Origin of the sequence: Pseudomonas fluorescens (assembly GCF_003732425.1) — a bacterium.
GTDB classification, from domain to species: Bacteria; Pseudomonadota; Gammaproteobacteria; order Pseudomonadales; family Pseudomonadaceae; genus Aquipseudomonas; species Aquipseudomonas fluorescens_BE.
Genome location: NZ_MOBX01000014.1, coordinates 572,093 through 598,038, shown reverse-complemented (window position 1 = coordinate 598,038; position 25,946 = coordinate 572,093). Strand labels below are relative to the sequence as shown.

The window sequence follows — 25,946 nt, the reverse complement described above, 5'->3', positions numbered from 1 at the left end:
TCCAGAACGCGCGCAGCCCGCATGGCGAAATCCTCCGACCTGGCAAAAATCTGGTTCAGCGCCCGCAACTGGAAGCCGTTCGCCTTTCAGAAACAGGTCTGGACAGCGGTCAAAAACGGCGAATCCGGTTTGCTCCACGCCAGCACCGGCGCCGGTAAAACCTATGCGGTGTGGTTCGCCGCGCTCAATCGCTTTGCCAAACCCGCCGCTGTCGTTGAAAGCCCACGCAAACGCAAACCACCGGCCGAACCACTGACCGTCTTGTGGATAACGCCCATGCGCGCCCTCGCCGCCGACACCGCGCGCGCCTTGCAAGCGCCGGTCGATGACTTGCAGATCCCGTGGAGCATTGGCCTGCGCACCGGCGACACCAGCAGCAGCGAGCGCGCCCGGCAGAGCCGACGCCTGCCGACCACGCTGATCACCACCCCGGAAAGCCTGACCCTGCTGCTCGCCCGCGCCGATGCACAAGTGGCGCTGTCGAGCCTGCGCATGATCGTCGTCGATGAATGGCACGAATTGCTCGGCAACAAGCGCGGCGTGCAATTGCAATTGGCCCTGGCCCGCCTCCGGCATTGGCAACCCGAATTGATCGTCTGGGGTGTGTCGGCCACCCTCGGTAATCAATCCCACGCCGAACAGGTGCTGATCCCACAGGGCGGCGGCATCAGCATTCAGGGGCAAAGCGAAAAAACGCTTAAGGTCGATACCCTCCTCCCACCGGCCATCGAGCGTTTTCCTTGGGCCGGGCATATCGGTCTGAAGATGCTGCCGCAGGTCGTTGCCGAACTGGATGCCTGCGCCAGCACCTTGGTGTTCACCAATACGCGGGCGCAATCGGAAATCTGGTATCAGGCGCTGCTAGAACAGCGGCCGGACTGGGCCGGGTTGATCGCTTTGCATCACAGTTCGTTGTCACGCGATACCCGTGACTGGGTGGAAAAAGCCTTGAAGGATGGGCAACTGAAAGCCGTGGTCTGCACCTCAAGCCTGGACCTGGGCGTGGATTTCCTGCCGGTCGAGCGCGTGCTGCAAATCGGTTCGGCCAAAGGCGTCGCGCGTTTGATGCAACGTGCCGGGCGCTCCGGTCATGCCCCGGGGCGCACGTCGCGGGTGACGCTGGTGCCCACTCACAGCCTAGAGTTGATCGAGGCGGCCGCCGCCCGTGACGCCGTCGAACAGCGGCGCATTGAACCACGTCAGTCACCGCACAAACCGCTGGATGTGCTGGTCCAGCATTTGGTCAGCATGGCCCTCGGTGGCGGATTTTTACCCGATGAGTTGTACGAAGAAGTCCGCGGCGCCTGGGCCTATCGCGACCTGACAGCTGCCGAATGGGCCTGGGCGCTGGCTTTCGTACGCCATGGCGGAATGTCTCTGACAGCCTATCCGGATTACCGCCGGGTCGAGCCAGACGAACACGGTATCTGGCGGGTGCCGGATGCGCGCTTGGCACGGCGCCATCGCATGAGCATCGGCACTATCGTCAGCGACGCGAGCATCCATCTGAAATTCTGGAGCAAGGGCGGCGGTGGCAAACAGTTGGGCAGTGTCGAGGAAGGTTTTATCGCGCGGCTCAAACCCGGTGACGGTTTTCTCTTCGCCGGGCGTTTGCTGGAGTTGGTGCGGGTGGAAAACATGACCGCTTACGTCAAACGCAGCACCGCGAAAAAAGCCGCCGTACCGCGCTGGAATGGCGGGCGGATGCCACTTTCCAATGAACTTGCCGCTGCCGTCGTCAGTCGTTTCAGCGCGGCCGCGCAGGGTGAGTTTGTCGGGCCGGAAATGCACGCACTGCGGCCATTACTGGAAACGCAGATGCGCTGGTCTGGCTTGCCCAGCGCCGAAAACCTGTTGGCCGAAGTGCTGAAATCCCGCGAAGGCTGGCACCTTTTCCTCTACCCGTTTGCCGGGCGCCAGGTGCATCTGGGGCTGGCGAGCCTGCTGGCCTGGCGTGTCAGCCAGCGCCAGCCCGTGACCTTCTCGATTGCGGTGAATGATTACGGTCTGGAATTGCTCAGCGCTACACCCGTCGATTGGACTGAGCATTTGAATGCACAGCTGTTCAACGCCGATCACCTGTTGAAGGATGTGCTGGCCAGCCTCAACGCAGGTGAATTGGCGCTGCGCCGCTTCCGTGAAATTGCCCGGATTGCCGGTTTGGTCTTCGCCGGTTACCCCGGTGCGCCAAAAAGCACCCGGCAGGTACAGGCGTCCAGCGGTCTGTTTTTCGAAGTGTTCAAACAATACGACGCCGATAACCTGTTGCTGGCCCAGGCCGGGGAAGAAGTCTTACGAGAAGAATTGGATATTCAACGTCTGGAACAGACACTGGAGCACATCAACCGGATGAAACTCGACGTGCATCAGATAAAGCGTCCTACACCTTTGGGTTTTCCACTGCTGGTGGAACGCATGCGCGAAAGCATGAGCTCAGAGAAACTGGCTGACCGCATCAGACGTATGGTCGGTGACCTGGAAAAATCCGCCGACAAGGGCAACTCCCGATGAGCGCGCCCTACCCGGTGCGCCTCGCGGGTGAAGACCTCTGGCTGCTGCCGGAAAAAGCGCTGTACTGGCCGGCGCAGCAGGCCTTGCTGATTGCCGACGTGCATTTCGGCAAAGCCGCCGCTTACCGCAGCCTCGGTCAACCGGTCCCGCAAGGCACCACGGCGAGCAATATCGCGGTGATTGATCGATTGCTGGCGAAACTGCCCTGCCGCCAGTTGATATTTCTCGGCGATTTTCTGCACGGGCCCGGCTCCCATGCAGCGGGCACGCTAAACGCTCTGGCGCAATGGCGCGCGCGTCATGCCGAGCTGCCAATGACGCTGATTCGCGGCAACCACGACAAACGGGCGGGCGATCCGCCTGACTCGTTGAACATCCGCGTCGTGCCCGAACCGCTGTTGATCGGGCCATTCGCCTTGCAACATGAACCGGACCCGCATCCTGAACGACACGTGCTGGCCGGGCATGTGCATCCGGTCTATCGGCTGCATGGCAGGGGTCGACAAAGCTTGCGTCTGGCGTGTTTCAGGCTCAGCGAAAGCATTAGCCTGTTGCCGGCCTTTGGCGCGTTTACCGGGGGCTATCCGGTCGAGAAGGAGGATAGCTGCAGGATTTTCGTCATCGGTGACAACGAAATATGGCCAGTCAGTTGAAATCTGGGTAGACCTCAGCTGACTGGCCATTCATTTTCAATGCAGATCAGGCAACCGGTGCCGGTGGTGGCTCGTCCGGAAGCGTCGGTTCGCCCGGCTCGGTCGGTTGTTCGTTGGGGGTATCGGGATCGGGCTGTCCGGGAATTCCGCCGGCCATGCTCAGTGGCGGATGCGCCAACAAGGACCAGGCCAATACGCCAATCTGATTGGGCTCGAGCCTTGCCAGTTCGGCAGTGATTTGCGGATCGATCTTCATAGGGCACTCCTCGGCGAAGGCCCGCTTTGCCAAAAGCAAAAACGGGCAGTACACCCCATAGAGTGTCTGCCCGCCAAAGAATTCCCGCGATCTGTCGAATGGACCGATCAGGTGCGCGGCAAGGTCACGCCGCGCTGGCCCTGGTACTTGCCGCCGCGATCCTTGTAGGACACTTCACATTCCTCGTCGGATTCGAGGAACAGCATCTGTGCCACGCCTTCGTTGGCGTAAATCTTCGCCGGCAGGTTGGTGGTGTTGGAAAATTCCAGGGTCACGTGACCTTCCCACTCAGGTTCGAGCGGTGTGACGTTAACGATGATGCCGCAACGCGCGTAGGTGCTTTTACCCAGGCAGATGGTCAGCACGTTACGCGGAATACGGAAATATTCGACGGTGCTGGCCAGGGCGAAGGAGTTCGGCGGAATGATGCAGACGTCGCTGTGGACGTCGACGAAACTGCCCGGATCGAAATTTTTCGGGTCGACGATGGACGAGTTGATGTTGGTGAACACCTTGAAGTGGTTGGTGCAGCGCACGTCGTAGCCGTAGCTCGACACACCGTAGGAGATCACTCGGCTGTCATCGCTGCCGCGCATCTGGCGCTCGACGAACGGTTCGATCATGCCGTGTTCCTGCGCCATGCGGCGAATCCACTTGTCCGATTTGATGCTCATGGCGGGGGTGTCCTGAATAGCGAGGTGGAAAAATTCTGTCCCGCATCTTACCGGGCGCGCCGCCGGGTTCAAAGTGCGGGCTGCAATTCTCGCCGAACACCCATGAAATACGGGCTTTGGCGACGAACCGTCACACCGCCGATCCCGAAAACAGAGAAACCTTCGCAAGAAGCATTGGCACTTCTCGGAAACTGGGTTAAGGTGGCGTCACTGTGTTGCTTGTGTCACTGAGAATCTCTACACGATATGTTGAATTTCGATCCAACCATCTACAAGAATTTTTCCTGCTCTTTGCACTCAGTCTCGGCCAGGGTTCTTCCTGAGTCGCAGTTATCTTTGTTCAAGGAGTTACACCATGTCTAATCGCCAAACCGGTACCGTTAAGTGGTTCAACGATGAAAAAGGCTTCGGCTTCATCACTCCACAATCCGGTGACGACCTGTTCGTTCACTTCAAAGCTATCCAATCCGACGGCTTCAAAAGCCTGAAAGAAGGCCAACAGGTTTCTTTCATCGCTACCCGCGGTCAGAAAGGCATGCAAGCTGAAGAAGTACAAGTTATCTAACTTGTAGCTTCTTTAGAAAAGAGCCCCGCCCTTAAAAGCGGGGCTTTTTTGTGGGCGTCTGTTTTGTACAGGCAAAAAAAATCGCAGCCGGCAAGGCTGCGATTTTTTTGTGGATGGCTTACCAGGCCACGCCAAACCCCGCGGTGTAACGGGTCTTGCTCAAGTCCGCATCATTGGTGCCGCTGATGATGTCACGCTCAGCCTTGAGATTGAGCGAGGCCCAATCGGTGACCTTGTAGCGCAAGCCCATCTCGGCATCCAGCGCGTAATCGGCAACACCCGACAGCGGCTTGCCCACCTCACCGTTAGTGAAGAACTCGACCTTCTTGCCAATCAGGTAACGGTTGTAATCCCACTTCATGGCGACAGAATAGAAGTTGTCCTTGCTGCCATCGCGATACTCGTAGTCGGTGCGGTTAAGCAGCGAGCCCAGCGAGAACGCTCCCAGCTCATCATCCCAGAACTGGTAGCCGGGACCGGTACCGACCACACGCTGACGGGCCAGCTCTTCGATGTGATCACGCTTGTAGTTCAGACGGCCTTGCCAAAACCATTTATCGGTCATGAAGCGGTCGAGTGCGTATTCGGCGCGCCAGTTGTCGGTGGTGGTCTCGTCGTCCTGCACTTCGCGGTTGTACTCGCCTTCGGCGGTATGACGCCAGCGACCATGACGCGCCGTGGTCTTGAAGCCGATATCGTAGTCATCGGTGTCTTTCTCGGCGCGCTGATAATCCAGTGCCAGGTCGACATTGCCCTTCCAGACCAGATCCTCGACTACCGGTTTCGGCTTGAGAATCTGCTGAATGCTCGCCAGTTCAACGGTTTTCGGCGCCTCACCGTTGGCCAGAGTGACCTTGCCATCTTCAGCAGCCGTCAACGATTTGGAGACTTCACCGCTGTAGGCATCCTGCTTGACCAGCAGGTGCTGATCGCTGTCCAGCGTCTTGACCTCTTTCCAGTCAATGGTGACCGCACCGGCGTATTTGGTCTGGATCAACAGCTTGCCGCCATCGAATACGGTGATGGTGCCGCTCAACTTGTCACCGTTCTTCAACCAGACGGTGTCGGCAAGCAGGGGCGTGGACGCACTGAGAACAGCAAGGCACAGCAAGGATCTGGACAACATAAGCAAATCTAAGGCTCAAGTTTGCGAAAAGGTCGGCATTATCCGTAGGAATAAGACCCTGACAAGGACTGACCGGACTATTTCCGATGAGTTCATTTCTCAATTGCGCGATCACCGATTACTCTGAAAGCCATCAAACTGTTCATGCTCAGGAACCGTGTACGTGACAGACCCGCTCGACAGCGTTGAAAACGATGCGCAAATCCGACGCACGGCGCTTTATTCGACGCTCGCCCAAGTGCCCAAAGGCAAAGTCGTCAGCTATGGTCAGTTAGCCGAGCTGGCCGGGTTGGGGCGCGCCGCCCGCTGGGTCGGTCGCACCTTGAGTCAGTTGCCCGGCGATACCAAACTGCCTTGGCACCGCGTACTGGGCGCTGGCGGTCGGATCAGCCTGCCGGTCGGCAGCCCGTCCGGCGATGAACAACGGGCGCGATTGCGCATGGAAGGCATCACCGTCCGGAACAATCGTGTGGATATTCAGCGCCATGGCTGGCGTCCGGTAGAGCACAGCGGTTAGAGTGCGCGCTTTGTTTTCGCAATCTTGAGGCAGACTTCAGCCCATGCCCCGTAAAACCTGGCGCGCCGCGCTAGCCGCTTATGCCAGTCCTTCGACGCTCGTGCTGTTGTTGCTCGGTTTCGCCGCCGGCCTGCCGTACATGCTGGTGTTCTCTACGCTTTCCGTCTGGCTGCGTGAAGCCGGTGTCGCCCGTGAAACCATCGGCTACGCCAGTCTGATCGGCCTGGCCTACGCGTTCAAATGGGTCTGGTCACCGCTGCTCGACCAATGGCGCCTGCCGTTGCTGGGCAAACTCGGCCGTCGCCGTTCATGGCTGGTGCTCTCGCAAGCGCTGGTGATCCTCGGCCTGATCGGCATGGGTTTCTGTGATCCGCAGAAGCATCTGTCCTGGCTGATCGCCATTGCCGTCGTCGTTGCCTTCGCCTCCGCCACTCAAGATATCGCGGTGGACGCCTATCGCCTGGAAATCGCCGAAGACAACCGTCAGGCCGCCCTCGCCGCCAGTTATATGTCCGGGTATCGCGTAGCGGCGCTGCTGGCTACCGCTGGCGCGCTGTTCTTCGCTGAGGGCTTCGGGTCTACCGGGTTCAATTACAAGCACTCAGCCTGGGCCGGTACGTACGCGCTGTTCGGCGCATTGATGATTCCCGCGCTGCTGACCACGCTGCTCATGCGCGAGCCGCCGGTGCCGCTGCGCACGCAGTTGCAGGCCGGTCGCTATACATTCATGCATCAGTTGATGTCGGTGTTCGTGCTGATCGTGTTGCTGGTCTCCGTGCCAGCGATGTTCACTCAGCTCTACAACACCGATTTCGCCAGCGTTTTGTTCGGCGGCATGAGCCCGCTCGACCTGCTGCTCGAAGACCGCGCCTTTCTGCGCGCCATTCTGTATACGCTGCTCACCGGTCTGTGCCTGTCGACCATGGGGCGTCGCGGCCTCGCCCCGGTGCTGACGCCGGTCAACGACTTCATTCTGCGCTATCGCTGGCAGGCGCTGCTGTTGCTCGGCCTGATCGCCACGTATCGAATGTCAGACACGGTGATGGGCGTCATGGCCAACGTGTTCTACATCGATCAGGGTTTCACCAAGGATCAGATCGCCAGTGTCAGCAAGATCTTCGGCCTGATCATGACGCTGGTCGGTGCCGGCATGGGTGGCCTGCTGATCGTGCGCTTCGGCATTCTGCCGATTCTGTTTATCGGCGGCGCAGCCTCGGCAGCCACCAACCTGCTGTTCGTGATGCTCGCTGACATGGGCCCGAACCTGCAGATGCTGATGGTGACCATTTCCCTCGACAACTTCAGCTCGGGCCTGGCGACGTCGGCGTTCGTTGCCTACCTGTCGAGCCTGACCAACCTGAAGTTCTCGGCCACGCAATACGCCCTGCTCAGCTCGATCATGTTGCTGCTACCGCGCCTGATGGGTGGCTATTCCGGCGTGATGGTGGAGAAATTCGGTTACCACAGCTTCTTCCTGATCACCGCCCTGCTCGGTGTGCCGACGCTGATACTGATCGCCCTGCACTGGTTTCAGGAAAGCCGCCGCGAAGGCCCGACGCCAACGCCCGAGCCTGTACCGACGCCGGCTACAGAAGAGTCGTAAGACGTTTCACCAACGGCAGGAGGATTCCTGCCGTTGGCCCCCTCCTCCGGCCACACTTCTGTACGTCAGCAAAACTCGCCGGTACACTGCTCCGTCATTTCCAGTCATAGCAACCGACAACGGCCAACCATGCGCACCAGTCAATTTTTGCTCGCCACACAGAAAGAAACGCCTTCCGATGCGGTCGTGATCAGCCACCAGCTGATGCTGCGCGCCGGCATGATCCGCAAACTCGCCTCGGGCCTGTACACCTGGCTGCCCATGGGTCTGCGGGTAATGCGCAAGGTTGAAGCGATCGTTCGCGAAGAGATGAACGCTGCCGGTTCTCTCGAAGTGTTGATGCCGAGCACCCAACCGGCCGAGCTGTGGCAGGAATCGGGGCGCTGGGAAGAGTACGGCCCTGAGCTGCTGCGCATCAAAGACCGCCACGGTCGCGACTTCTGCGCGGGCCCGACCCACGAAGAAGTGATCACCGATCTGATGCGCAACGAGTTGAGCAGCTACAAACAGCTGCCCATCAACCTGTACCAGATCCAGACCAAATTCCGTGACGAAATCCGCCCACGCTTTGGTTTGATGCGCGGTCGCGAGTTCATCATGAAGGACTCGTACTCCTTCCACGCTGATCAGGCGTCGCTGCAGATCACCTATGACCGCATGCATGAAGCCTACTGCAACATCTTCACGCGTCTGGGCCTGAAATTCCGTCCGGTTGAAGCCGATAACGGTTCGATCGGTGGTGCCGGTTCGCACGAATTCCACGTACTGGCCGAGTCCGGCGAAGACGACATCGTCTTCAGCAATGGCTCCGACTACGCGGCGAACATCGAAAAAGCCGAAGCGGTGCCGCGTGAAACGTCGCGCCCTGCTCCGACCGAAGAGCTGCGCCTGGTCGATACGCCAGACACCAAAACCATCGCGGCGCTGGTGGAAAAATTCAATCTGCCGATTGAAAAGACCATCAAGACCCTGATCGTGCACGCCGAAGAAGAAGGCAAGCTGATCGCACTGGTCATCCGTGGCGACCACGAGCTCAACGAAATCAAGGCTGCCCAGCAACCTGGCGTGGCCAGCCCGCTGGTCATGGCCAGCGATGCCGAACTGCGTGACGCCATTGGCGCCGGCGCCGGTTCGCTCGGTCCGCTGAACCTGCCACTGCCAATCATCATCGACCGCTCGGTCGAGCTGATGAGCGACTTCGGTATCGGCGCGAACATCGACGACAAGCACTACTTCGGCGTGAACTGGGAGCGTGATCTGCCGGTTCCGACTGTCGCAGACCTGCGTAACGTGGTCGCCGGCGATCCAAGCCCGGACGGCAAAGGCACCCTGGAAATCAAGCGCGGCATCGAAGTCGGGCACATCTTCCAGCTGGGCAACAAGTACAGCAAGGCGATGAAGTGCGAAGTGCTGGGCGAGAACGGCAAGCCGGTGACCCTGGAAATGGGTTGCTACGGTATCGGCGTATCCCGCGTGGTGGCTGCGGCCATCGAGCAGAACAACGACGAAAACGGCATCATCTGGAGCGACACCCTGGCGCCGTTCCAGATCGCCCTGGTACCGCTGCGTTATGAAACCGAGCAGGTGCGCGAAGCCACCGACAAGCTGTACGCCGAACTGACGGCGGCCGGCTTCGAAGTGCTGCTGGACGATCGCGACAAGAAAACCAGCCCGGGCATCAAGTTCGCGGACATGGAGCTGATCGGCATTCCACACCGGATCGTGGTCAGCGACCGCGGCCTCGCCGAAGGCAATCTGGAATACAAGAGCCGTACCGAGCCGGAAGCGCAAGCGCTGCCGGTCGCCGATGTGGTGTCCTTCCTTCAGGCCCGTATCCGCCGCTGAAACCAGATAGAGACGTCATGTTCAAGCGAAACACCTTAGGCCTCGGAGGCACCGCCCTGTGCGGTGCCCTGCTGGTCAGCGGCTGTGCCAATCACATGTCACAACGCAGCGAGCACGAAGAGCGGGTCGAGCGAAAACTGCTCGACCACAGCCTGCAGATCGATGTCGGTGAGCCCAAGGAACTTGAGCTGCCGCAACGACGCGTGAAGATCAACGAGCAGAAGACCTTCGAAGTCACCGAGTTCGAAGTGACGCGTCGCTACGACCGCTACACGCCTTACCAACCCTGGCGGGAAGTCTATGAGATTCCGCTGGGCGCGGTAGCCGTGGTGGGTGGCATCGGCGCCAACGTGGTCAATGTGTTCGCCCTCGGCAACTTGCCGGACAGCGTCACCAGGGACTGGCTGAGCTATGGTTTTGCCGGGCTCAACCCGTTCATGAACGCGCAGTCCAACGGTCGTGCGCAACAGAACCTGGCCGGCATTGATGAAGTCCAGCGCGACAAGCGCACGGAGTATTCGAGCCTGCCGTGGAGCGAGCGTCCGGTACAGGTCAAGGCTGGCAAACAGACCTTCGACATGACCACCGATCGTAACGGTGTGCTGCGCCTGAACCTGCTCGACAGTCCATTTGCCGAAAATGACCTCAATCATGTCGGCAAACTGCAGATCAGCGTCGAAGACGCCAAGGATGACGTGCACTCTGACTCATCGCTGATGATCAGCAGTCGTCTGCGCGGCAAGTTGCTGGAAGCGCACGGGCTGATCTATGACGATCTGGAAGACGACGAAGTGAGCCAGTGGGTGCACCGGGTCAAACGCCTGTCGGAACTGGGTCTGGAAGAAGAAGCCAGCGAACTGGAACAAAGCCTGATCGAACTGACGCGAAACGATCCTGAGTTGCAGGCTGAGTTTCTCAAGTCGCTGACCAAGGATGCCGGGCGTCTGGTGGCTGATCCAGGGCCGAACTGACAGCTAAAAGCTTCGTCGGAACGCCGCCCGGAGCAGGCTCGCTCCCACAGGGGATTGGTGAACAACACAATCCAATGTGGGAGCGAGCCTGCTCGCGAAGAGGCCCTGAGACACACCGGAAAACTACCGCTCAAACAACTCCATCTGCTCAAACCCGCCGCGCAAATCCTCAAGCCTCACCCCAACCCCCAACAACCGCACCGGTTTGCCGCCGCGATTGAACGCCTGCGTCAGCATCAACTGATAACTGCCCAGATCCCGCCCTGCCCCGGCCTGCTCAAGTGTCGTCTGGGTAAAGTCATGAAACTTCACTTTGACGAACGGCTTGCCCGGTCGATAACTGCTGTCGATCCGCGCCATACGGGTTTTCAGGGTTTCCAGCAGCTCTGGCAGTTTGTCGAGACAACTGCGTAGATCCGGCAGATCAACGTCGTAGGTATTTTCCACGCTGATCGATTGACGCCGACTGTCGTTATGCACCAGCCGATCATCGATCCCACGGGCCAGACTCCACAGTCGCTCGCCAAAACTGCCGAATTCGCGCACCAGCGCCAGCTTGTCCCACTCGCGCAGGTGTTGGCAGTCGACGATGCCGAGTTTGCCGAGCTTGTCGGCGGTGACCTTGCCGACGCCGTGCAACTTGCTCACCGGCAAACCGCTGACAAAGTCCTCGACCTGATCCGGCGTAATCACGAACAAGCCGTTGGGCTTTTTCCAGTCACTGGCAATTTTTGCCAGAAACTTGTTCGGCGCCACGCCCGCAGACACGGTGATGTGCAATTGATTGGAGACCCGCCGGCGAATGTCTTGGGCAATGCGTGTGGCACTGCCGCCGAAATGCGCGCTATCGGAAACATCCAGATAAGCCTCATCCAGCGACAGCGGTTCAATCAGGTCGGTGTAGTCGCTGAAGATCGTGTGTATTTCTTTCGACGCTTCGCGATAGGCGTCCATGCGCGGCTTGACGATGGTCAGGTCCGGGCACAGCTTCAAAGCATGTCCCGAAGCCATCGCCGAACGCACGCCATAGGCCCGCGCTTCGTAATTGCAGGTGGCGATCACCCCGCGCCGGTCCGCCGAACCACCCACCGCCAACGGCTTGCCGGCCAGACGCGGGTCATCGCGCATCTCGATGGCGGCGTAGAAACAGTCGCAGTCAATGTGGATGATTTTTCGCTGAGTCATGTCAGAAAAGGAAACGTGGCGAACCGGATCGGCAGTATCTCACTGACACCTGTATATAGCACCAGTGGTGTGAATGTTCTTTCCAGGCGGTAGGAAATGTCCTTTGAATTTATTTTCTCAATCGACGAGCGGCCGCCAATAGAGCTGAAAGCCTTGCCCAGCCTGACCTGTAGCGTAACAAACACCCGGAAAAATGCGCTAACCGATTGAACCTCAACAGATTTATCCAGATTTCGGGTTGACACCCCTGCGTTCCTCTGTAGAATGCCGACACACAGACGCGGGATGGAGCAGTCTGGTAGCTCGTCGGGCTCATAACCCGAAGGTCGTCGGTTCAAATCCGGCTCCCGCAACCAAACATCAAAAAAGGCTACTCGAAAGAGTGGCCTTTTTTGTGCGCGTCTGTTTTGTCGATTTCCTCTTCTTATAAAGAAGCGATCGCCAAACAGGAATTCTTTGCATTTCCGAAACTTAACGCATCAGCTGCGACCGTTTGACGCGAATGCACACTTATTTGACCCTTTATGGGATTAGCGGTTGACACCTCGCCGTTCGCCTGTAGAATGCCGCCACACAGACGCGGGATGGAGCAGTCTGGTAGCTCGTCGGGCTCATAACCCGAAGGTCGTCGGTTCAAATCCGGCTCCCGCAACCAAACATCAAAAAAGGCTACTCGAAAGAGTGGCCTTTTTTGTATCTGTTGAAAAAGTCCTTTCGCAACAATGATCTGTCACTGTGCAGTGAACCGCTTGGGATCTTCAGAAGTACTCACTTGCGACTATGCTTGAGTCGCAGGCAAGGCCTCTGCAATCCAGGAACTGCCCTCGCCGATGCCCGGTGAGAGGCGTAGTATTTTGTGATTATTTTTTTCTACAGGGATTGGTAACTTGGCTGGATACCTCCATCCTGTCGCGCACAATCCAAGAGGTGATTGATGCGCGCCAACTCGTCTGATCCACAAGACACCGTCACAGCGGAACACCCGATCAAACCCGAGCGCCTGCGCTTGCTGGATCGGTTGAGCAAATACCGTCAGCCCATCGGGCTGGGGGTCACCTTGCTGTTGTTCGCCATTGCGCTGATTGCCTGTCGTCATCTGCTCGCCGAACTCGATCTCGATGCCTTGCACGACTCGATTCTCGACGTGCCGAAACCCGCGCTCCTCGGTGCATTCGGTGCGACGGTGGTCGGCTTCATTATCCTGCTCGGCTACGAATGGTCGGCCAGCCGCTATGCCGGCGTGACCTTGCCGCCGCGCACCTTGGCGTTGGGCGGCTTCACCGCGTTTGCGATCGGCAATGCAATCGGTCTGTCGCTGCTGTCCGGCGGTTCGGTGCGCTACCGTTTATATGCACGGCTGGGGCTAGGGGCGTCGGAAGTCGCGCACATGACCCTGTTCGCCAGCCTGTCGCTGGGCTGCGCATTGCCGCCGCTGGCCGCACTGGCAACGCTGAGCGACCTGCCAGCGGCCTCCCAGGCACTGGGTTTGTCCGAAGGCTTGCTCGGCACGGTCGCCGCTGCCGTGCTGTTGCTAGGCGCAGTACTGGCTATCGGCATCTACCGTCGGCGCCTGCCGGAACAACCGTTGCGCGACAACCTGCTGGTCAGGGTTGGTCGCCGTACCCTGCGCCTGCCGGGTCGCCGCCTGACGTTCCTGCAACTGGTCATCACTGCGCTCGACGTTGCCGCTGCAGCGACTGTCCTCTATCTATTGCTGCCAGAAGCGCCGCCGTTTGGTGCATTCCTGCTGGTGTACCTGTTGGCGCTGGCTGCCGGCGTACTCAGCCATGTGCCCGGCGGCGTCGGCGTCTTCGAAGCGATCCTGTTGGCCGCTTTCGCCGACACGCTCGGCGCCGCACCACTGGCCGCGGCGTTGCTGCTGTATCGCTTGATCTATGTGGTGCTGCCGCTGCTGGTCGCGTGCGTATTCCTGCTGATCAACGAAGGTCAGCGCCTGTTTCAGACTCAGACCATGCGCGCAGCATCGGGTCTGGCAGCACCTATTCTGGCGGTGCTGGTGTTCCTGTCCGGTGTGGTACTGCTGTTTTCTGGCGCTACCCCCGAGATCGATACACGCCTGGAGCACATCGGTTTTCTGATCCCGCATCGTCTGGTCGACGCCTCGCACTTCGGCGCCAGCCTGATCGGCGTACTCTGTCTGATGCTGGCTCAGGGCCTGCGTCGGCGCCTGTCGGCCGCGTGGATGCTCACCACCATTCTGCTGCTGGTCGGCGCCCTGCTCTCGCTGCTCAAAGGCTTCGACTGGGAAGAAGCCACGCTGATGACCCTCACCGCAGCATTGCTCGGTGTGTTCCGTCGCTCGTTCTATCGCCCGAGCCGCCTGACCGAACTGCCGTTCTCGCCGTTGTATCTGGTGGCCAGCCTCTGCGTGCTGGGCGCTTCGACGTGGCTACTGCTGTTCGCCTATCAGGACGTACCGTACAGCCATCAACTGTGGTGGCAGTTCACCCTCGACGCTGACGCCCCGCGTGGCCTGCGCTCGCTGCTCGGTGCCGCTGTGCTGTTGCTGGTGATCGCACTGACCTGGCTGTTGCGCACCGCGCGCCCGGTCATTCACCTGCCGACGCCTGACGAGCTCGATCGCGCGGCGAAGATTTTGATGGCATCGTCGCAACCCGACGGTGGCCTCGCGCTGACCGGTGACAAGGCGTTGCTGTTTTACCAGAACGACGAAGCGTTCCTGATGTACGCACGCCGTGGCCGCAGCCTGGTGGCGCTGTACGACCCGATCGGCCCCGGCCAGCAACGCGCCGAGATGATCTGGCAGTTCCGCGACCTCTGCGATATTCACCACGCCCGCCCGGTCTTCTACCAGGTGCGCGCGGAGAACCTGCCGTACTACATGGACATCGGCCTGACCGCGATCAAACTCGGCGAAGAAGCCCGGGTCGATCTGCATCGCTTTGACCTGGAAGCCAAGGGCAAAGAGATGAAGGACCTGCGTTACACCTGGAACCGTGGCACCCGCGACGGCTTGTCGCTGGAAATCCATGAGCCCGGTCAGGCGCCGATGGACGAGCTGAAAGTGATTTCCGATGCGTGGCTGACCGGCAAGAACGTGCGTGAGAAAGGTTTCTCCCTCGGCCGTTTCAGTGACGATTACCTAAAGCATTTCCGCATCGCGGTGATTCGCTTCGAAGGGCGCCCGGTGGCATTCGCCAACCTGCTCGAGACTTACAGCCACGACCTGGCCAGCCTCGATCTGATGCGTTCGCACCCGGATGCCCCCAAGCTGACCATGGAATTCATGATGGTCGGCCTGATTCAACACTATAAGAGTCACGGATACGCGCGCTTCAGTCTGGGCATGGTGCCGTTGTCGGGGTTGCAACCCCGGCGTGGTGCACCGCTGACCCAGCGTCTGGGCTCGATGGTCTTCCGCCGTGGTGAGCAGTTGTACAACTTCCAAGGCTTGCGCCGCTTCAAAGACAAGTTCCAGCCTGACTGGGAACCCCGTTATATGGCCGTGCCCGCCGGACTCGATCCGTTGGTAGCGCTGGCCGACACTGCTGCCCTGATCGCGGGCGGCTTGACTGGATTGGTGAAACGCTGATGATTCAACGCTCCCTGAAGTACATCCTGGCCGCACTGATCGTGCTGGCCGTGATTGCCGGCGGCGGTTTCTGGTACCTCAAACGTCCGGCACCGGAACCGACGCTCGAACCTATTACGGCGGCAGACGGCACCGTTTTGACCCGCATCATCCCCGGCACCAAGCCCAAGGCGCAGGTGCTGATCGCCGTTAATGACGACCAGAAGCTCAGTGAAAAACAACTGACCACCCTGAGCCGCAGCGCTTCGGCGCAGATCGTTCAGGTGATTCTGCCCAAGGACTGCCTGCTGCAAAGCCGCGCCCTGCAAACCGGTCTGCGCGAACTGAACGGCCCGGCCACGCTGGTCAGCGGTATCGGCCCCGGCGCGGTACTGGCCTGGCGTTGGTTGTCCGAGCAAAAAGACGACAAGGCCCAAGCCGTCTCCGTTGACCTCGCCCTGGAAAAGGGTGGCTGCACCCACCTGCTGCCGAAATCCGCCGCCCACGGCCACTGGCTGGTGGCTTGGAACGACAACCCGGACGACGCCAGCGCAGGTTTCGTGCGCGATCAACCGAACGCCGAAACCAGCATCAGCGACTACGACATCAACCTGCCGCAAGTGCTGAACAACGAACTGCGCAAGATCCTCGTTGGCGGCGACAAGGCCAACGGCGGTCTGGCCATCCCGGTGGTGGAAGTGCCGGCCGGCCAAGCGAAAGACACCGTGACCCTGTTCCTCTCCGGTGACGGCGGCTGGCGCGACCTCGACCGCGACGTGGCCGGCGAGATGGCGAAGATCGGCTACCCGGTGGTCGGCATCGACACCCTGCGCTACTACTGGCAGCACAAGAGCCCGGAGCAAAGCGCCCTGGACCTGACCGAACTGATGCAGCACTACCGGCAGAAATGGGGCACCAAACGCTTCATCCTCACCGGTTACTCGTTCGGTGCTGACGTCCTGCCGGCGATCTACAACCGCCTGCCGGACACCGAGCAGCAACGCGTCGACGCAATCATCCTGCTGGCCTTCGCCCGCACCGGCAGCTTCGAAATCGAAGTCGAAGGCTGGCTCGGCAACGCCGGCAAAGAAGCCGCCACCGGCCCGGAAATGGCCAAGCTGCCAGCCGCCAAGGTTGTGTGCATCTATGGTGAAGAAGAGACGGATGAAAGCGGCTGCACGGACAAGACTGCGGTGGGTGAAGCGGTGAAACTGCCTGGCGGCCACCACTTCGACGAGAACTATCCGGCGCTGGCCAAGCGTCTGGTGGATTTGATCGAAAAGCGTCAGAGCAAGGACTCGGTTGCCGAAGAGTGATCTGAGCCGCGCCCAAAAAAAGCCCCCGCAACTTCACAGTTACGGGGGCTTTTTACATTCCAGCAGCCACGAAAATCCCCTGTGGGAGCGAGCCTGCTCGCGAAGCGGTGGGTCAGTTTACAGATTCGTCGACTGACACTACGCCTTCGCGAGCAGGCTCGCTCCCACAGGGGTATTGGGCCGAACTCAGACAACTCTTCAGTCTTGCTGGCCAAGCTGAACATCTATCCATGTGACATCATCGTCGCCAACGCTAATGTCGCTATCCGGCGCCGCCAACAAACTGCTTTGCTGGGCTTGCGTCAAATCCGCCCAAAAGCCATCAGTGACAAAAACCAAGCGCTCAACAGCGTCCAGTGCACAACAAACAAAGTCAGGGTTCGGAACCCGATTGATCTTCAAGCATCGTGTTACCGAATTTCGCGCGGGGTCTTGCGCCAACTCGCAGTGCGAACGGTCGCGCCGCCAATTGGCTTTGCAGTGAGGTGACGTAATCCACTCGATGGCTCCCGCAAGCGTCACAATCCCGCATGAACAGTCACCTTCGTATGCAACGGTGAGTCGGCCATGAGCGACCAAGCCAATCAGGTAACAGATGGCTCCCGCCTGATCAGCAGGCAACGACGCATGAAAATCCGCCAGTATTGAACCCAATAGATGCTCAACAGCTGCGGGCTCTGCAGGATAGCTCCCCTGCTCCATCTGTGTGGAATGAGCCGCCAACATGCCGCTTACGAAGCTTTCAGCCAGCTGTCCACTGCCGCGCTTGGAAGTGCCATCCGCGACAACAAAAAAACCACCGTCACCCTCACAGGTCGCTCCGGCATAGTCATTATTTGTTCTGCTGGCTTGCCCAGTGATTGATCGGGAGTGGTATCTCATGCGTTGGCCAGCGCTTTCATACGCCTGTGAATAATCTGCCCTCTGCCCGGATTCGCCTGCACCGAGCCTGAACTTTCGATCACGTAGCCAACCCCATCGAGCGCCATCAGCTTCTGGACTCCCTCTGTGATGAACCCCTTGAGGTCCTTGTCAGTCTGGCCCACCTCCTCCAACAGCTCAGGCCGACCATCGATCAAGATGATCATGTCCTCGACATCCTTGTGATAAGGATCGCCATTTCCCCGACCGGCGAAAGCTTCCAGTTTCGTCGCGAGAAAATACGTGGGCTGGAATATCTGGATGACAGTGCCGCTGGGCAGGGTGAATTTATCCGCCCTCGCCAGCCCCTCGACGAACCAGCGGTTGGCATAGCCGAGCACTGCTGGGTCGGAAGGCATGACATCAACGACGACGTCATTGAAGCGAAAACGACAATTGACCTCGTCTTCACCCGTGATCTTGAAACCCTTGGCCGCCAGCCGTTCGGTGAGATGGTTCCAGGCGCTGATACCGGCCAACTCGATCACTAGATCAACGTCATCAGTGAAACGAATGTCGTCCAGCACGGCTGTATCTGTAACCAGCATGGCGGTTGTGCAACCGCCAACAAAGGCAACTTCGGCGAGAAACGCCTCGCCCAAGCCTTCAGCCACGAACTCAATGAGTTCGTAGTTGTGATCCGCGTTTGACGACATGTTATTTCAGCCCCATCCCTGCCTTCAGAATACTGATTGCCACACCACACTCACGTGGCCCCCCCAGACGGATTGCATCAGCTAGCGCCAGATAGTGGTAAAGGATCCGGTCTTTTTTCACCGCTTCCGGCACTGTTTTGTAAAGCGGCACTATCGCTTGGCCTCGCTCGGTTCCCTGCGCATCCGGCCAGACCGGAATCAAACCACCCGCACTCTTGATGCTTTTGGACAGCGCAGGCGCCGCAAAACCTGTGGGTATGCCACGAACCATCGCGCCAGGCTTGACCGGGAAGAAGTACTTCAGCGCGTGCTCGGTAATTTTCAGCAGTTCCCGGCGGTGCACTTTGGCAAGCCCGGTGTCGTAGTCATGAATGAGCAGTCCGGATTCCCGGCATCGGGCGAGAGCATTTGAGACTTCGCTTTTGCTCAGTCCGAGAGAGGCAGACAGCGCACGCAGAGAGTACAGATCGCTCCAACTGGTCAGCGGTGGATCAGATGCTGGTTCCGCCCATCCCTCCCAGCCTGGCCCATCAGCGAAAGGCGAATCAAGTTCGCGGCGATGGAAGATTGTGTCTTCCCCATCAGTGGAGTAGGTGACCAATGGCTTCCCCACACTCTCCCCTGCGGTCATTCGGCTGACGACATAAGGCCTGAGCAGCTCTTCGACCCTGTCCGAATTCGATTCGGCCTCCATCTCCCCCAAGAGGTTCTCTTCCTGAGCGTGGAGACTGGCCATTTTGAACAAAAGTAAAATGTCTTGACTCTTCATTTAGATCAAAACCTCAAGTGTCCACATTCCATAAAACGTGGACACTTGTCTCACTGACGAGGCCGGGTCGTCAAGCCCTTGAGTCGATCACTAATCGCTGCATACCTTGCCCTCATATCGTCATGGCTGATTGCTTGGGCCAAATCAAAGATGAGCAATCGTTCACTGGCCTTCTTTTCGATCCGAAGCTCCTCTGGTTCATCCTGTACTTCTTGTTCCGCTGATGCCGTCATACGTACCTGAATGCTTTGCACACGTCGGTTCGTGCGTGACGTTTAGTATCGTTTACTTCCCGTCTCGCAATATCAGATGACGCCCACAGACCTTGTAGGCAAACTCCGAAACTCGTGTTTCGACGCTCTGCCGCTCTATTGCGCTGTTTTTTGACGGGATACCCTCCGGACGTCGCTGACCCATTCAGCGATCGGGCTTGGTAACCCGGTGGAATAAGGCGCAACAGCGCACCCGACACGACTCAGGCGAAATCCCGTCCGAGCCCCTGTGTTATGGCAGCTGTGTGTGGGACGCTTTCGAGCGTGCCGGTTTCCTTGGTTCCCCGGTTTACCAACCTGCGCACAGCTGCCACCCATTCGCTTGGTATCGGATGCGGCAGCTCTCAAAATCAAGGGAACTGACAATGAACAATCCATCTGATCTTAAAACCATCGGCTTCACCCCTTTCCTCTACAACTCGGATCAAGCGTTCTTCAACGTCCGCGCCGGCATCCCGATCATCGATGCCTTGTCCCAATCCTCCGACCTGCTATCCCTCGCAAAATCCTTCGCCGAGGACGCTGCCTTCATCAGAGACACCGACCGCCACGCTTGGGCGGCGCATTACCTGACGGTGATGGGCAAGGCTTTGCTTGATGATGTGATACAGACACTGATCCCACGACCTGCGCGGACGAAGACCGAGTCTGAGCAGAGATAACTGAAGGCCTGTAGAGGTTTGAAGATCAAAAGATCGCAGCCTTCGGCAGCTCCTACATGGAATGCGAAACCTGTAGGAGCTGCCGAAGGCTGCGATCTTTTGATCTGAAGTTGCCGCCCACAAAAAAGCCCCCGCCAGCCACTAGGCTGACGGGGGCTTTTCAGTTGAGGAGAAGCTTACATCTCCACCTGCGTCCCCAACTCAATCACCCGGTTCAACGGCAAATTAAAGAACCGTAAATTGCCATTGGCATTCTTCAACATGAACGCAAACAACGCCTCACGCCAACGCGCCATGCCTTCCAGCTTCGAAGCAATCACCGTTTCGCGACTGAGGAAGTACGTGGTACGCATCGGGCTGAAATCCAGATCATCCAGATGACACAGCTTCAGCGCTTGCGGCACATCCGGCTCGTCGGTGAAACCAAAGTGCAGGATCACCCGGAAGAAGCCTTCGCCGTGCGCTTCGACTTCGAAGCGCCGTGATGGCGGTACGCGCGGGATGTCTTCGTAGACCACCGTCAACAGCACCACTTGCTCGTGCAGCACCTGGTTGTGCAGCAGGTTATGCAACAGCGCGTGCGGCACGGCGTCGGAGCGCGCGGTGAGGAACACCGCTGTGCCCTGCACGCGGTGCGGTGGCTGCACGCGGATGCTGCTGATGAATATCGGCAGCGGCAGCGCGCCTTCGTCGAGGCGATCGACCAGCAGCTCCTTGCCGCGTTTCCAGGTGGTCATCAGGATGAACAACACGATCCCCGCCAATACCGGGAACGCACCGCCCTGAATGATCTTCGGCACGTTGGCCGCGAAGAACAGGCCATCGACCAGCAGGAAGCCAATCAGAATAGGCACCGCCAACAACGGCGGCCATTTCCACAACAGCAGAATCACTGCCGACACCAATATGCTGGTGATCAGCATCGTGCCGGTCACCGCCACACCGTAAGCCGACGCCAGCGCGCCCGAGGATTCGAAGCCAATGACCAACAGGATCACGCCGACCATCAGCGCCCAGTTCACCGCGCCGATGTAAATCTGGCCCTGTTCGGCACTGGAAGTGTGCTGTATGTGCATGCGCGGAATGTAGCCAAGCTGGATGGCCTGACGGGTCAACGAGAACGCGCCGGAAATCACCGCCTGCGAAGCAATGACCGTGGCCAGGGTCGCCAGTACCACCAGTGGCACCAGTGCCCAGCTCGGCGCCAGCAGGTAGAACGGGTTACGCGCCGCTTCCGGGTTTTCCAGCAGCAACGCGCCCTGACCGAAGTAGTTCAGCACCAGGGCCGGAAGCACCAGAATCAGCCAGGCGCGGGCAATCGGCTTGCGGCCGAAGTGGCCCATGTCGGCGTACAAGGCTTCGGCGCCGGTCAGTGCCAGCACCACCGCGCCGAGAATCGCCACGCCCATGCCCGGATGCACGATGAAGAAACGCACACCCCAAATCGGGTTCAGCGCGCTCAATACTTCCGGGTGTTTAATAATTCCGCTGATACCCAAACCGCCCAGTACCAGGAACCACGCCACCATCACCGGGCCAAACAGCTTGCCGATGCGATCGGTACCGTGTTTCTGGATCAGGAACAGCGCGACCAGCACCACCAGTGCCATCGGCACCACCCAGCGCTCCAGGCCATCGAACGCCAGCTCCAGACCTTCAACCGCGGACAATACAGAAATCGCCGGCGTGATCATGCTGTCGCCGTAAAACAGCGCTGCACCGATCAGCCCCAGAATCACCAGCACCGTTTGCAGTTTCGGGTAGCGGCTGGATGCACGTCGCGCCAGAGCGGTCAGCGCCATGATCCCCCCTTCCCCCTGGTTGTCAGCGCGCAGTACGAACAACACGTACTTGATGGTGACGACCCAAATCAGCGACCAGAAAATCAACGACAGAATCCCGAAAACTCCGTCGTGGTTAACCGGCACCCCATAGTGACCAGCGAAAACTTCTTTGAGGGTGTACAACGGGCTCGTGCCGATGTCGCCGTAAACCACCCCGACTGCCGCGACCAGCATGCTCAGCGGTTTTGCAGCCGAATGCTCGGCGCCCGCCGCCTGACTACTTGCCTGACCCATCCAACACTCCTACTTCTCAGATCCGGCTTCTTTGAATGAAGCACTATGCTTTGTGGTGCAGCATGCGCTGTTTTACCGGTTGTTACAGACGTTTTGTTGACTGTAAAAAATTGGTAAAGCTCAACGGCGCGAAGCATAGCGCAGCACTCGTCGTATTTCCCTGCATAAAGCTGGTCAAGTGCGTTGCTCACCGCTAGAATTGCGCACTTTTTGATCAGAGGCGCGCCCTAAGCGCCCGTCCGTCGGCTTTCGCACCAAGAAAGCGATGTCACAAAATACCGAGGTTAGACATGTCCACCACTCCTGCGCCGGCCAATCCAAAGGTTGGCTTTGTATCTCTGGGTTGCCCGAAAGCACTGGTCGACTCCGAGCGCATCCTGACCCAGCTGCGCATGGAAGGCTATGACGTGGTGTCCACCTATCAGGACGCCGACGTCGTGGTGGTCAACACCTGCGGTTTCATCGATTCGGCCAAGGCTGAATCTTTGGAAGTGATCGGCGAAGCGATCAAGGAAAACGGCAAGGTCATCGTCACCGGTTGCATGGGCGTGGAAGAAGGCAATATCCGCAACGTGCACCCGAGCGTGCTGGCCGTGACCGGTCCGCAGCAGTACGAGCAAGTGGTCAACGCCGTGCACGAAGTGGTGCCGCCGCGTCAGGATCACAACCCGCTGATCGACCTGGTGCCGCCGCAAGGCATCAAGCTGACTCCGCGCCACTACGCCTACCTGAAGATTTCCGAAGGCTGCAACCACAGCTGCAGCTTCTGCATCATCCCGTCGATGCGCGGCAAACTGGTCAGCCGTCCGGTCGGCGACGTCCTCGACGAAGCTCAGCGTCTGGTCAAATCCGGCGTTAAAGAGCTGTTGGTGATCTCGCAAGACACCAGCGCCTACGGCGTTGACGTCAAATATCGCACCGGTTTCTGGAACGGCGCGCCGGTGAAAACCCGCATGACCGAACTCTGCGAAGCGCTGAGCACCCTCGGCGTCTGGGTCCGTCTGCACTACGTTTACCCGTACCCGCACGTTGACGAGCTGATCCCGCTGATGGCCGCCGGCAAGATCCTGCCGTACCTGGACATCCCGTTCCAGCACGCCAGCCCGAAAGTGTTGAAGTCGATGAAACGCCCGGCGTTCGAAGACAAGACCCTGGCGCGGATCAAGAACTGGCGCGAAATCTGCCCGGACCTGATCATCCGTTCGACCTTCATCGTCGGCTTCCCGGGCGAAACCGAAGAAGATTTCCAGTACCTGCTGAACTGGCTGACCGAAGCCCAGCTCGACCGCGTTGGCTGCTTCCAGTACTCGCCAGTTGATGGCGCTCCGGCCAATGATCTGGATCTGGAAGTGGTGCCAGACGACGTCAAGCAGGACCGTTGGGATCGTTTCATGGCGCACCAGCAGGCGATCAGCTCGGCCCGCCTGCAAATGCGCATCGGCCGTGAAATCGAAGTGCTGGTGGACGAAGTCGACGAGCAAGGCGCGGTTGGCCGCTGCTTCTTCGACGCCCCGGAAATCGACGGCAACGTGTTTATCGACAATGGCAGCAATCTGAAGCCGGGCGACAAGGTCTGGTGCAAAGTGACTGACGCTGACGAATATGATCTGTGGGCTGAGCAGATCTAAGCATCACCCCATACCTGTGGGAGCGAGCCTGCTCGCGAATGCAGTGGGTCACTTGCTGAAAATGTTGACTGAACCAACGCCTTCGCGAGCAGGCTCGCTCCCACAAAGGGAATAGTGTTGTATTGAAAAGCCCCACTCTTTTTACAAGATGCGGGGCTTTTTTACGGCTATCGTTTAGCGGGGGACGGACTCCCTTGAAACGGACAAGAGGCAGACGGGCATGCGTCACCATTCGGTCATCCACACACCGAAACTTAGCGATTATCAGGAACTGACCCGGGTCTGGGAGGCCTCGGTTCGTGCGACCCATGATTTTCTGCCGGACAGCTACATCGAACTGTTGCGCAACCTGGTGCTCACCCGTTATCTGGATGCGGTGATGCTGGTCTGCACCAAAGACGCCAATCAGCGCATCACCGGGTTTGCCGGAGTTGCAGCGGGCAAGATCGAGATGCTGTTCATCGACCCCACCCATCGCGGCCAGGGATTGGGCAAAAAACTGCTCAATTACGCCCTGCAACATTTGAATGCCGATGAACTCGACGTCAATGAACAGAACCCGCAGGCCTTGGGCTTTTACTTCAAGCAGGGTTTTGAAGTGATCGGCCGCTCGGAGGTGGATGGCATGGGCCAGCCGTACCCGTTGCTGCACATGCGTTTGCGCCAAAACCAACAACGCACCAGTAACGGCTGACACAACCCAAAAACAACTGTGGCAGCTAGCCTGCTAGCGATGCAGGCACCGCGGTCAGTCAGATACACCGCGGTGATGCAATCGCCAGCAGGCTGGCTCCCACAAGGAATACGAACACCGTGTAAATGGAACCGGGCTTAACCGGCGCCACACAGGTACAATGCCCACCCCTTTTTTGTTACGGCCCTGTCATGACTGACCCGATTCGCCTCTCCAAACGCCTCATCGAACTGGTCGGTTGCTCCCGCCGGGAGGCCGAGCTGTTCATCGAGGGCGGCTGGGTCACCGTGGACGGCGAAGTCATTGATGAGCCGCAATTCAAGGTCGGCGATCAGAAGGTCGAGCTCGACAAGGACGCCAAAGCCACTGCGCCGGAGCCGGTGACCATCCTGCTCAACGCGCCGGCCGGTATGGACGTCGAGACCGCCATGCAGTCGCTCAGCGCCGAAACCCTCAGCGAAGAGCACCGCTTCAGCAAGCGCCCTTTGCGCGGGCACTTCCTGCGCCTGACCGCCAGCGCCGACCTGCAAGCCAAGGCCAGCGGCCTGCTGGTGTTCACCCAGGACTGGAAGATCTTGCGCAAGCTCACCGCTGACGCCGCGAAGATCGAGCAGGAATACGTGGTCGAGGTCGAAGGTGACATGGTCGCTCACGGCCTCAACCGCTTGCAGCACGGCCTGACCCACAAGGGCAAGGAACTGCCGCCGGTCAAGGCCAGCTGGCAGAACGAAAACCGTCTGCGCTTCGCCATGAAAAACCCGCAGCCGGGGATCATCGCCCAGTTCTGCGAAGCGGTCGGCCTGAAGGTCGTCGGAATCCGCCGCATCCGCATCGGCGGCGTCTCGATCGGCAAGGTCCCGGTCGGCCAATGGCGCTACCTGTCCGGCAAAGAGAAGTTCTAAGACTTCACTGCCGCCACACATTCCGGCAGCGCGCCCGCGTGCTGCCCACAACGCATCAGGATTACCCACATGGTTCATAACGACGTACTGCGCAGCGTGCGCTACATGCTCGACATCAGCGACAAGAAGGTGGTCGAGATCATCAAACTCGGCGGCATGGAAGTGGCGCTCGCTGACGTAGTGACCTGGCTCGACAAGAAAGAAGAAGACGAAGAAGGTTTCGTGCGCTGCCCGGACGAAGTCATCGCGCACTTCCTCGACGGTCTGGTGATCTTCAAGCGTGGCAAGGACGAAAGCCGTCCGCCGCAGCCGATCGAAGTGCCGGTGACCAACAACATCATCCTGAAAAAGCTGCGCGTGGCCTTCGAGCTGAAAGAAGACGACATGCACGCGATCCTCAAGGCCGCCGAATTCCCGGTGTCCAAGCCTGAGCTGAGCGCGCTGTTCCGCAAGGTTGGCCACACCAACTACCGCCCATGCGGCGACCAGTTGCTGCGCAACTTCCTCAAGGGTCTGACCCTGCGCGTTCGCCCGGCCTGATCCCCTTCTGCGGTGGCGACTGATGGTCGCCACCGCAGCGCATGACCGT

22 protein-coding genes and 2 tRNA genes are annotated in these 25,946 nt (G+C 59.1%); 16 read left to right on the top strand and 8 right to left on the bottom strand.

All coding sequences use genetic code 11. The annotated features are described in order from the left end of the window. Nucleotides 1–21: 21 nt before the first annotated feature. Nucleotides 22–2,511 (top strand): ligase-associated DNA damage response DEXH box helicase, encoded by a 2,490-nt coding sequence (locus BK670_RS19880; RefSeq protein ID WP_123452210.1) that lies wholly within the window; start codon nt 22–24, stop codon nt 2,509–2,511. Continuing rightward, the gene (gene pdeM / locus BK670_RS19875; RefSeq protein WP_123452208.1) at nt 2,508–3,164 is read left to right on the top strand and encodes a ligase-associated DNA damage response endonuclease PdeM; all 657 of its coding nucleotides are present in this window, start codon (nt 2,508–2,510) and stop codon (nt 3,162–3,164) included. The genes BK670_RS19880 and pdeM overlap by 4 nt, the downstream gene beginning before the upstream one ends. 46 nt (nt 3,165–3,210) lie before the next feature. Here the strand turns inward: pdeM and BK670_RS19870 are convergent, their stop codons facing one another. Both BK670_RS19870 and dcd read right to left on the bottom strand, forming a co-directional pair. Next, nucleotides 3,211–3,420, bottom strand: a complete 210-nt coding sequence (locus BK670_RS19870) for a hypothetical protein (protein ID WP_007918615.1) — start codon at nt 3,418–3,420, stop codon at nt 3,211–3,213. Nucleotides 3,421–3,527: 107 nt separating this feature from the next. Beyond that, nucleotides 3,528–4,094, bottom strand: coding sequence for a dCTP deaminase (gene dcd / locus BK670_RS19865; protein WP_007918616.1), 567 nt, complete (start codon nt 4,092–4,094; stop codon nt 3,528–3,530). A gap of 355 nt (nt 4,095–4,449) precedes the next feature. Between dcd and BK670_RS19860 the strand changes: the two genes are divergently transcribed. Next, complete coding sequence (locus BK670_RS19860) at nt 4,450–4,659, top strand: cold-shock protein (protein ID WP_002554837.1); 210 nt, start codon at nt 4,450–4,452, stop codon at nt 4,657–4,659. A gap of 118 nt (nt 4,660–4,777) precedes the next feature. Here BK670_RS19860 and BK670_RS19855 read toward each other — a convergent pair whose 3' ends face one another. Next, on the bottom strand, nt 4,778–5,785 hold the full coding sequence (locus BK670_RS19855; RefSeq protein WP_123452206.1) for a DUF481 domain-containing protein: 1,008 nt from the start codon (nt 5,783–5,785) through the stop codon (nt 4,778–4,780). Nucleotides 5,786–5,948: 163 nt separating this feature from the next. On the opposite strand from BK670_RS19855, the gene BK670_RS19850 reads away from it, so the two are divergent. From BK670_RS19850 to BK670_RS19835, 4 genes are all read left to right on the top strand, one after another. Then, on the top strand, nt 5,949–6,302 hold the full coding sequence (locus BK670_RS19850) for an MGMT family protein (RefSeq protein ID WP_123452204.1): 354 nt from the start codon (nt 5,949–5,951) through the stop codon (nt 6,300–6,302). A 43-nt stretch (nt 6,303–6,345) separates the two neighbouring features. Beyond that, complete coding sequence (locus BK670_RS19845; protein ID WP_123452202.1) at nt 6,346–7,905, top strand: AmpG family muropeptide MFS transporter; 1,560 nt, start codon at nt 6,346–6,348, stop codon at nt 7,903–7,905. 129 nt (nt 7,906–8,034) lie between these two features. Continuing rightward, a complete protein-coding gene (locus BK670_RS19840; RefSeq protein ID WP_123452200.1) occupies nt 8,035–9,750 on the top strand; it encodes a proline--tRNA ligase in 1,716 nt (571 codons plus the stop codon). A gap of 17 nt (nt 9,751–9,767) precedes the next feature. Next, on the top strand, nt 9,768–10,721 hold the full coding sequence (locus tag BK670_RS19835) for a hypothetical protein (RefSeq protein ID WP_123452197.1): 954 nt from the start codon (nt 9,768–9,770) through the stop codon (nt 10,719–10,721). 123 nt (nt 10,722–10,844) lie between these two features. Here BK670_RS19835 and dinB read toward each other — a convergent pair whose 3' ends face one another. Next, a complete protein-coding gene (gene dinB, locus BK670_RS19830) occupies nt 10,845–11,906 on the bottom strand; it encodes a DNA polymerase IV (RefSeq protein WP_123452195.1) in 1,062 nt (353 codons plus the stop codon). Nucleotides 11,907–12,185: 279 nt separating this feature from the next. Here dinB and BK670_RS19825 point away from each other — a divergent pair. The 4 genes from BK670_RS19825 (at nt 12,186) to BK670_RS19810 (ending at nt 16,775) form a co-directional block, all read left to right on the top strand. After that, nucleotides 12,186–12,262 (top strand) — tRNA-Met (locus tag BK670_RS19825). A gap of 222 nt (nt 12,263–12,484) precedes the next feature. Beyond that, nucleotides 12,485–12,561 (top strand) — tRNA-Met (locus BK670_RS19820). A gap of 279 nt (nt 12,562–12,840) precedes the next feature. Then, on the top strand, nt 12,841–15,480 hold the full coding sequence (gene mprF / locus BK670_RS19815) for a bifunctional lysylphosphatidylglycerol flippase/synthetase MprF (RefSeq protein WP_123452193.1): 2,640 nt from the start codon (nt 12,841–12,843) through the stop codon (nt 15,478–15,480). Further along, the gene (locus BK670_RS19810) at nt 15,480–16,775 is read left to right on the top strand and encodes a virulence factor family protein (RefSeq protein WP_123452191.1); all 1,296 of its coding nucleotides are present in this window, start codon (nt 15,480–15,482) and stop codon (nt 16,773–16,775) included. The genes mprF and BK670_RS19810 overlap by 1 nt, the downstream gene beginning before the upstream one ends. A gap of 198 nt (nt 16,776–16,973) precedes the next feature. On the opposite strand, the gene BK670_RS19805 is transcribed toward BK670_RS19810, so the two are convergent. Genes BK670_RS19805 through BK670_RS19795 form a run of 3 tightly spaced genes read right to left on the bottom strand, consistent with a single transcriptional unit; the run spans nt 16,974 to nt 19,121 of the window. After that, nucleotides 16,974–17,657 carry a serine/threonine protein phosphatase gene (locus tag BK670_RS19805; RefSeq protein ID WP_123452189.1) on the bottom strand — a complete coding sequence of 228 codons (684 nt, stop codon included), beginning with the start codon at nt 17,655–17,657 and terminating at the stop codon, nt 16,974–16,976. Then, complete coding sequence (locus tag BK670_RS19800) at nt 17,654–18,352, bottom strand: hypothetical protein (protein WP_123452187.1); 699 nt, start codon at nt 18,350–18,352, stop codon at nt 17,654–17,656. Before BK670_RS19800 ends, BK670_RS19805 begins: the two co-directional genes overlap by 4 nt. 1 nt (nt 18,353) lies before the next feature. Then, complete coding sequence (locus tag BK670_RS19795; protein WP_123452186.1) at nt 18,354–19,121, bottom strand: MarR family transcriptional regulator; 768 nt, start codon at nt 19,119–19,121, stop codon at nt 18,354–18,356. 637 nt (nt 19,122–19,758) lie between these two features. Between BK670_RS19795 and BK670_RS19785 the strand changes: the two genes are divergently transcribed. Further along, on the top strand, nt 19,759–20,055 hold the full coding sequence (locus tag BK670_RS19785; protein WP_123452181.1) for a DUF3077 domain-containing protein: 297 nt from the start codon (nt 19,759–19,761) through the stop codon (nt 20,053–20,055). A gap of 176 nt (nt 20,056–20,231) precedes the next feature. Here the strand turns inward: BK670_RS19785 and BK670_RS19780 are convergent, their stop codons facing one another. Next, a complete protein-coding gene (locus tag BK670_RS19780; protein ID WP_404942486.1) occupies nt 20,232–22,073 on the bottom strand; it encodes a potassium transporter Kup in 1,842 nt (613 codons plus the stop codon). A 350-nt stretch (nt 22,074–22,423) separates the two neighbouring features. On the opposite strand from BK670_RS19780, the gene rimO reads away from it, so the two are divergent. From rimO to BK670_RS19760, 4 genes are all read left to right on the top strand, one after another. Next, the gene (gene rimO, locus BK670_RS19775) at nt 22,424–23,761 is read left to right on the top strand and encodes a 30S ribosomal protein S12 methylthiotransferase RimO (protein WP_123452177.1); all 1,338 of its coding nucleotides are present in this window, start codon (nt 22,424–22,426) and stop codon (nt 23,759–23,761) included. 220 nt (nt 23,762–23,981) lie between these two features. After that, a complete protein-coding gene (locus BK670_RS19770) occupies nt 23,982–24,455 on the top strand; it encodes a GNAT family N-acetyltransferase (RefSeq protein ID WP_123452175.1) in 474 nt (157 codons plus the stop codon). A 191-nt stretch (nt 24,456–24,646) separates the two neighbouring features. Beyond that, nucleotides 24,647–25,357: an rRNA pseudouridine synthase gene (locus BK670_RS19765; RefSeq protein WP_123452173.1), complete on the top strand. Its 711-nt coding sequence runs from the start codon at nt 24,647–24,649 to the stop codon at nt 25,355–25,357. A gap of 69 nt (nt 25,358–25,426) precedes the next feature. Beyond that, nucleotides 25,427–25,897, top strand: coding sequence for a YehS family protein (locus BK670_RS19760; RefSeq protein ID WP_038358067.1), 471 nt, complete (start codon nt 25,427–25,429; stop codon nt 25,895–25,897). Nucleotides 25,898–25,946 lie beyond the last annotated feature (49 nt).

What these genes read in the sequence shown, in the direction of transcription:
- BK670_RS19880 (WP_123452210.1), top strand. Translation starts at nt 22, where the DNA reads ATGGCGAAATCCTCCGACCTGGCAAAAATCTGGTTCAGCGCCCGCAAC.
- pdeM (WP_123452208.1), top strand. Translation starts at nt 2,508, where the DNA reads ATGAGCGCGCCCTACCCGGTGCGCCTCGCGGGTGAAGACCTCTGGCTG.
- BK670_RS19870 (WP_007918615.1), bottom strand. Translation starts at nt 3,420, where the DNA reads ATGAAGATCGATCCGCAAATCACTGCCGAACTGGCAAGGCTCGAGCCC.
- dcd (WP_007918616.1), bottom strand. Translation starts at nt 4,094, where the DNA reads ATGAGCATCAAATCGGACAAGTGGATTCGCCGCATGGCGCAGGAACAC.
- BK670_RS19860 (WP_002554837.1), top strand. Translation starts at nt 4,450, where the DNA reads ATGTCTAATCGCCAAACCGGTACCGTTAAGTGGTTCAACGATGAAAAA.
- BK670_RS19855 (WP_123452206.1), bottom strand. Translation starts at nt 5,785, where the DNA reads ATGTTGTCCAGATCCTTGCTGTGCCTTGCTGTTCTCAGTGCGTCCACG.
- BK670_RS19845 (WP_123452202.1), top strand. Translation starts at nt 6,346, where the DNA reads ATGCCCCGTAAAACCTGGCGCGCCGCGCTAGCCGCTTATGCCAGTCCT.
- BK670_RS19840 (WP_123452200.1), top strand. Translation starts at nt 8,035, where the DNA reads ATGCGCACCAGTCAATTTTTGCTCGCCACACAGAAAGAAACGCCTTCC.
- BK670_RS19835 (WP_123452197.1), top strand. Translation starts at nt 9,768, where the DNA reads ATGTTCAAGCGAAACACCTTAGGCCTCGGAGGCACCGCCCTGTGCGGT.
- dinB (WP_123452195.1), bottom strand. Translation starts at nt 11,906, where the DNA reads ATGACTCAGCGAAAAATCATCCACATTGACTGCGACTGTTTCTACGCC.
- mprF (WP_123452193.1), top strand. Translation starts at nt 12,841, where the DNA reads ATGCGCGCCAACTCGTCTGATCCACAAGACACCGTCACAGCGGAACAC.
- BK670_RS19810 (WP_123452191.1), top strand. Translation starts at nt 15,480, where the DNA reads ATGATTCAACGCTCCCTGAAGTACATCCTGGCCGCACTGATCGTGCTG.
- BK670_RS19805 (WP_123452189.1), bottom strand. Translation starts at nt 17,657, where the DNA reads ATGAGATACCACTCCCGATCAATCACTGGGCAAGCCAGCAGAACAAAT.
- BK670_RS19800 (WP_123452187.1), bottom strand. Translation starts at nt 18,352, where the DNA reads ATGTCGTCAAACGCGGATCACAACTACGAACTCATTGAGTTCGTGGCT.
- BK670_RS19795 (WP_123452186.1), bottom strand. Translation starts at nt 19,121, where the DNA reads ATGAAGAGTCAAGACATTTTACTTTTGTTCAAAATGGCCAGTCTCCAC.
- BK670_RS19785 (WP_123452181.1), top strand. Translation starts at nt 19,759, where the DNA reads ATGAACAATCCATCTGATCTTAAAACCATCGGCTTCACCCCTTTCCTC.
- BK670_RS19780 (WP_404942486.1), bottom strand. Translation starts at nt 22,073, where the DNA reads ATGCTGGTCGCGGCAGTCGGGGTGGTTTACGGCGACATCGGCACGAGC.
- rimO (WP_123452177.1), top strand. Translation starts at nt 22,424, where the DNA reads ATGTCCACCACTCCTGCGCCGGCCAATCCAAAGGTTGGCTTTGTATCT.
- BK670_RS19770 (WP_123452175.1), top strand. Translation starts at nt 23,982, where the DNA reads ATGCGTCACCATTCGGTCATCCACACACCGAAACTTAGCGATTATCAG.
- BK670_RS19765 (WP_123452173.1), top strand. Translation starts at nt 24,647, where the DNA reads ATGACTGACCCGATTCGCCTCTCCAAACGCCTCATCGAACTGGTCGGT.
- BK670_RS19760 (WP_038358067.1), top strand. Translation starts at nt 25,427, where the DNA reads ATGGTTCATAACGACGTACTGCGCAGCGTGCGCTACATGCTCGACATC.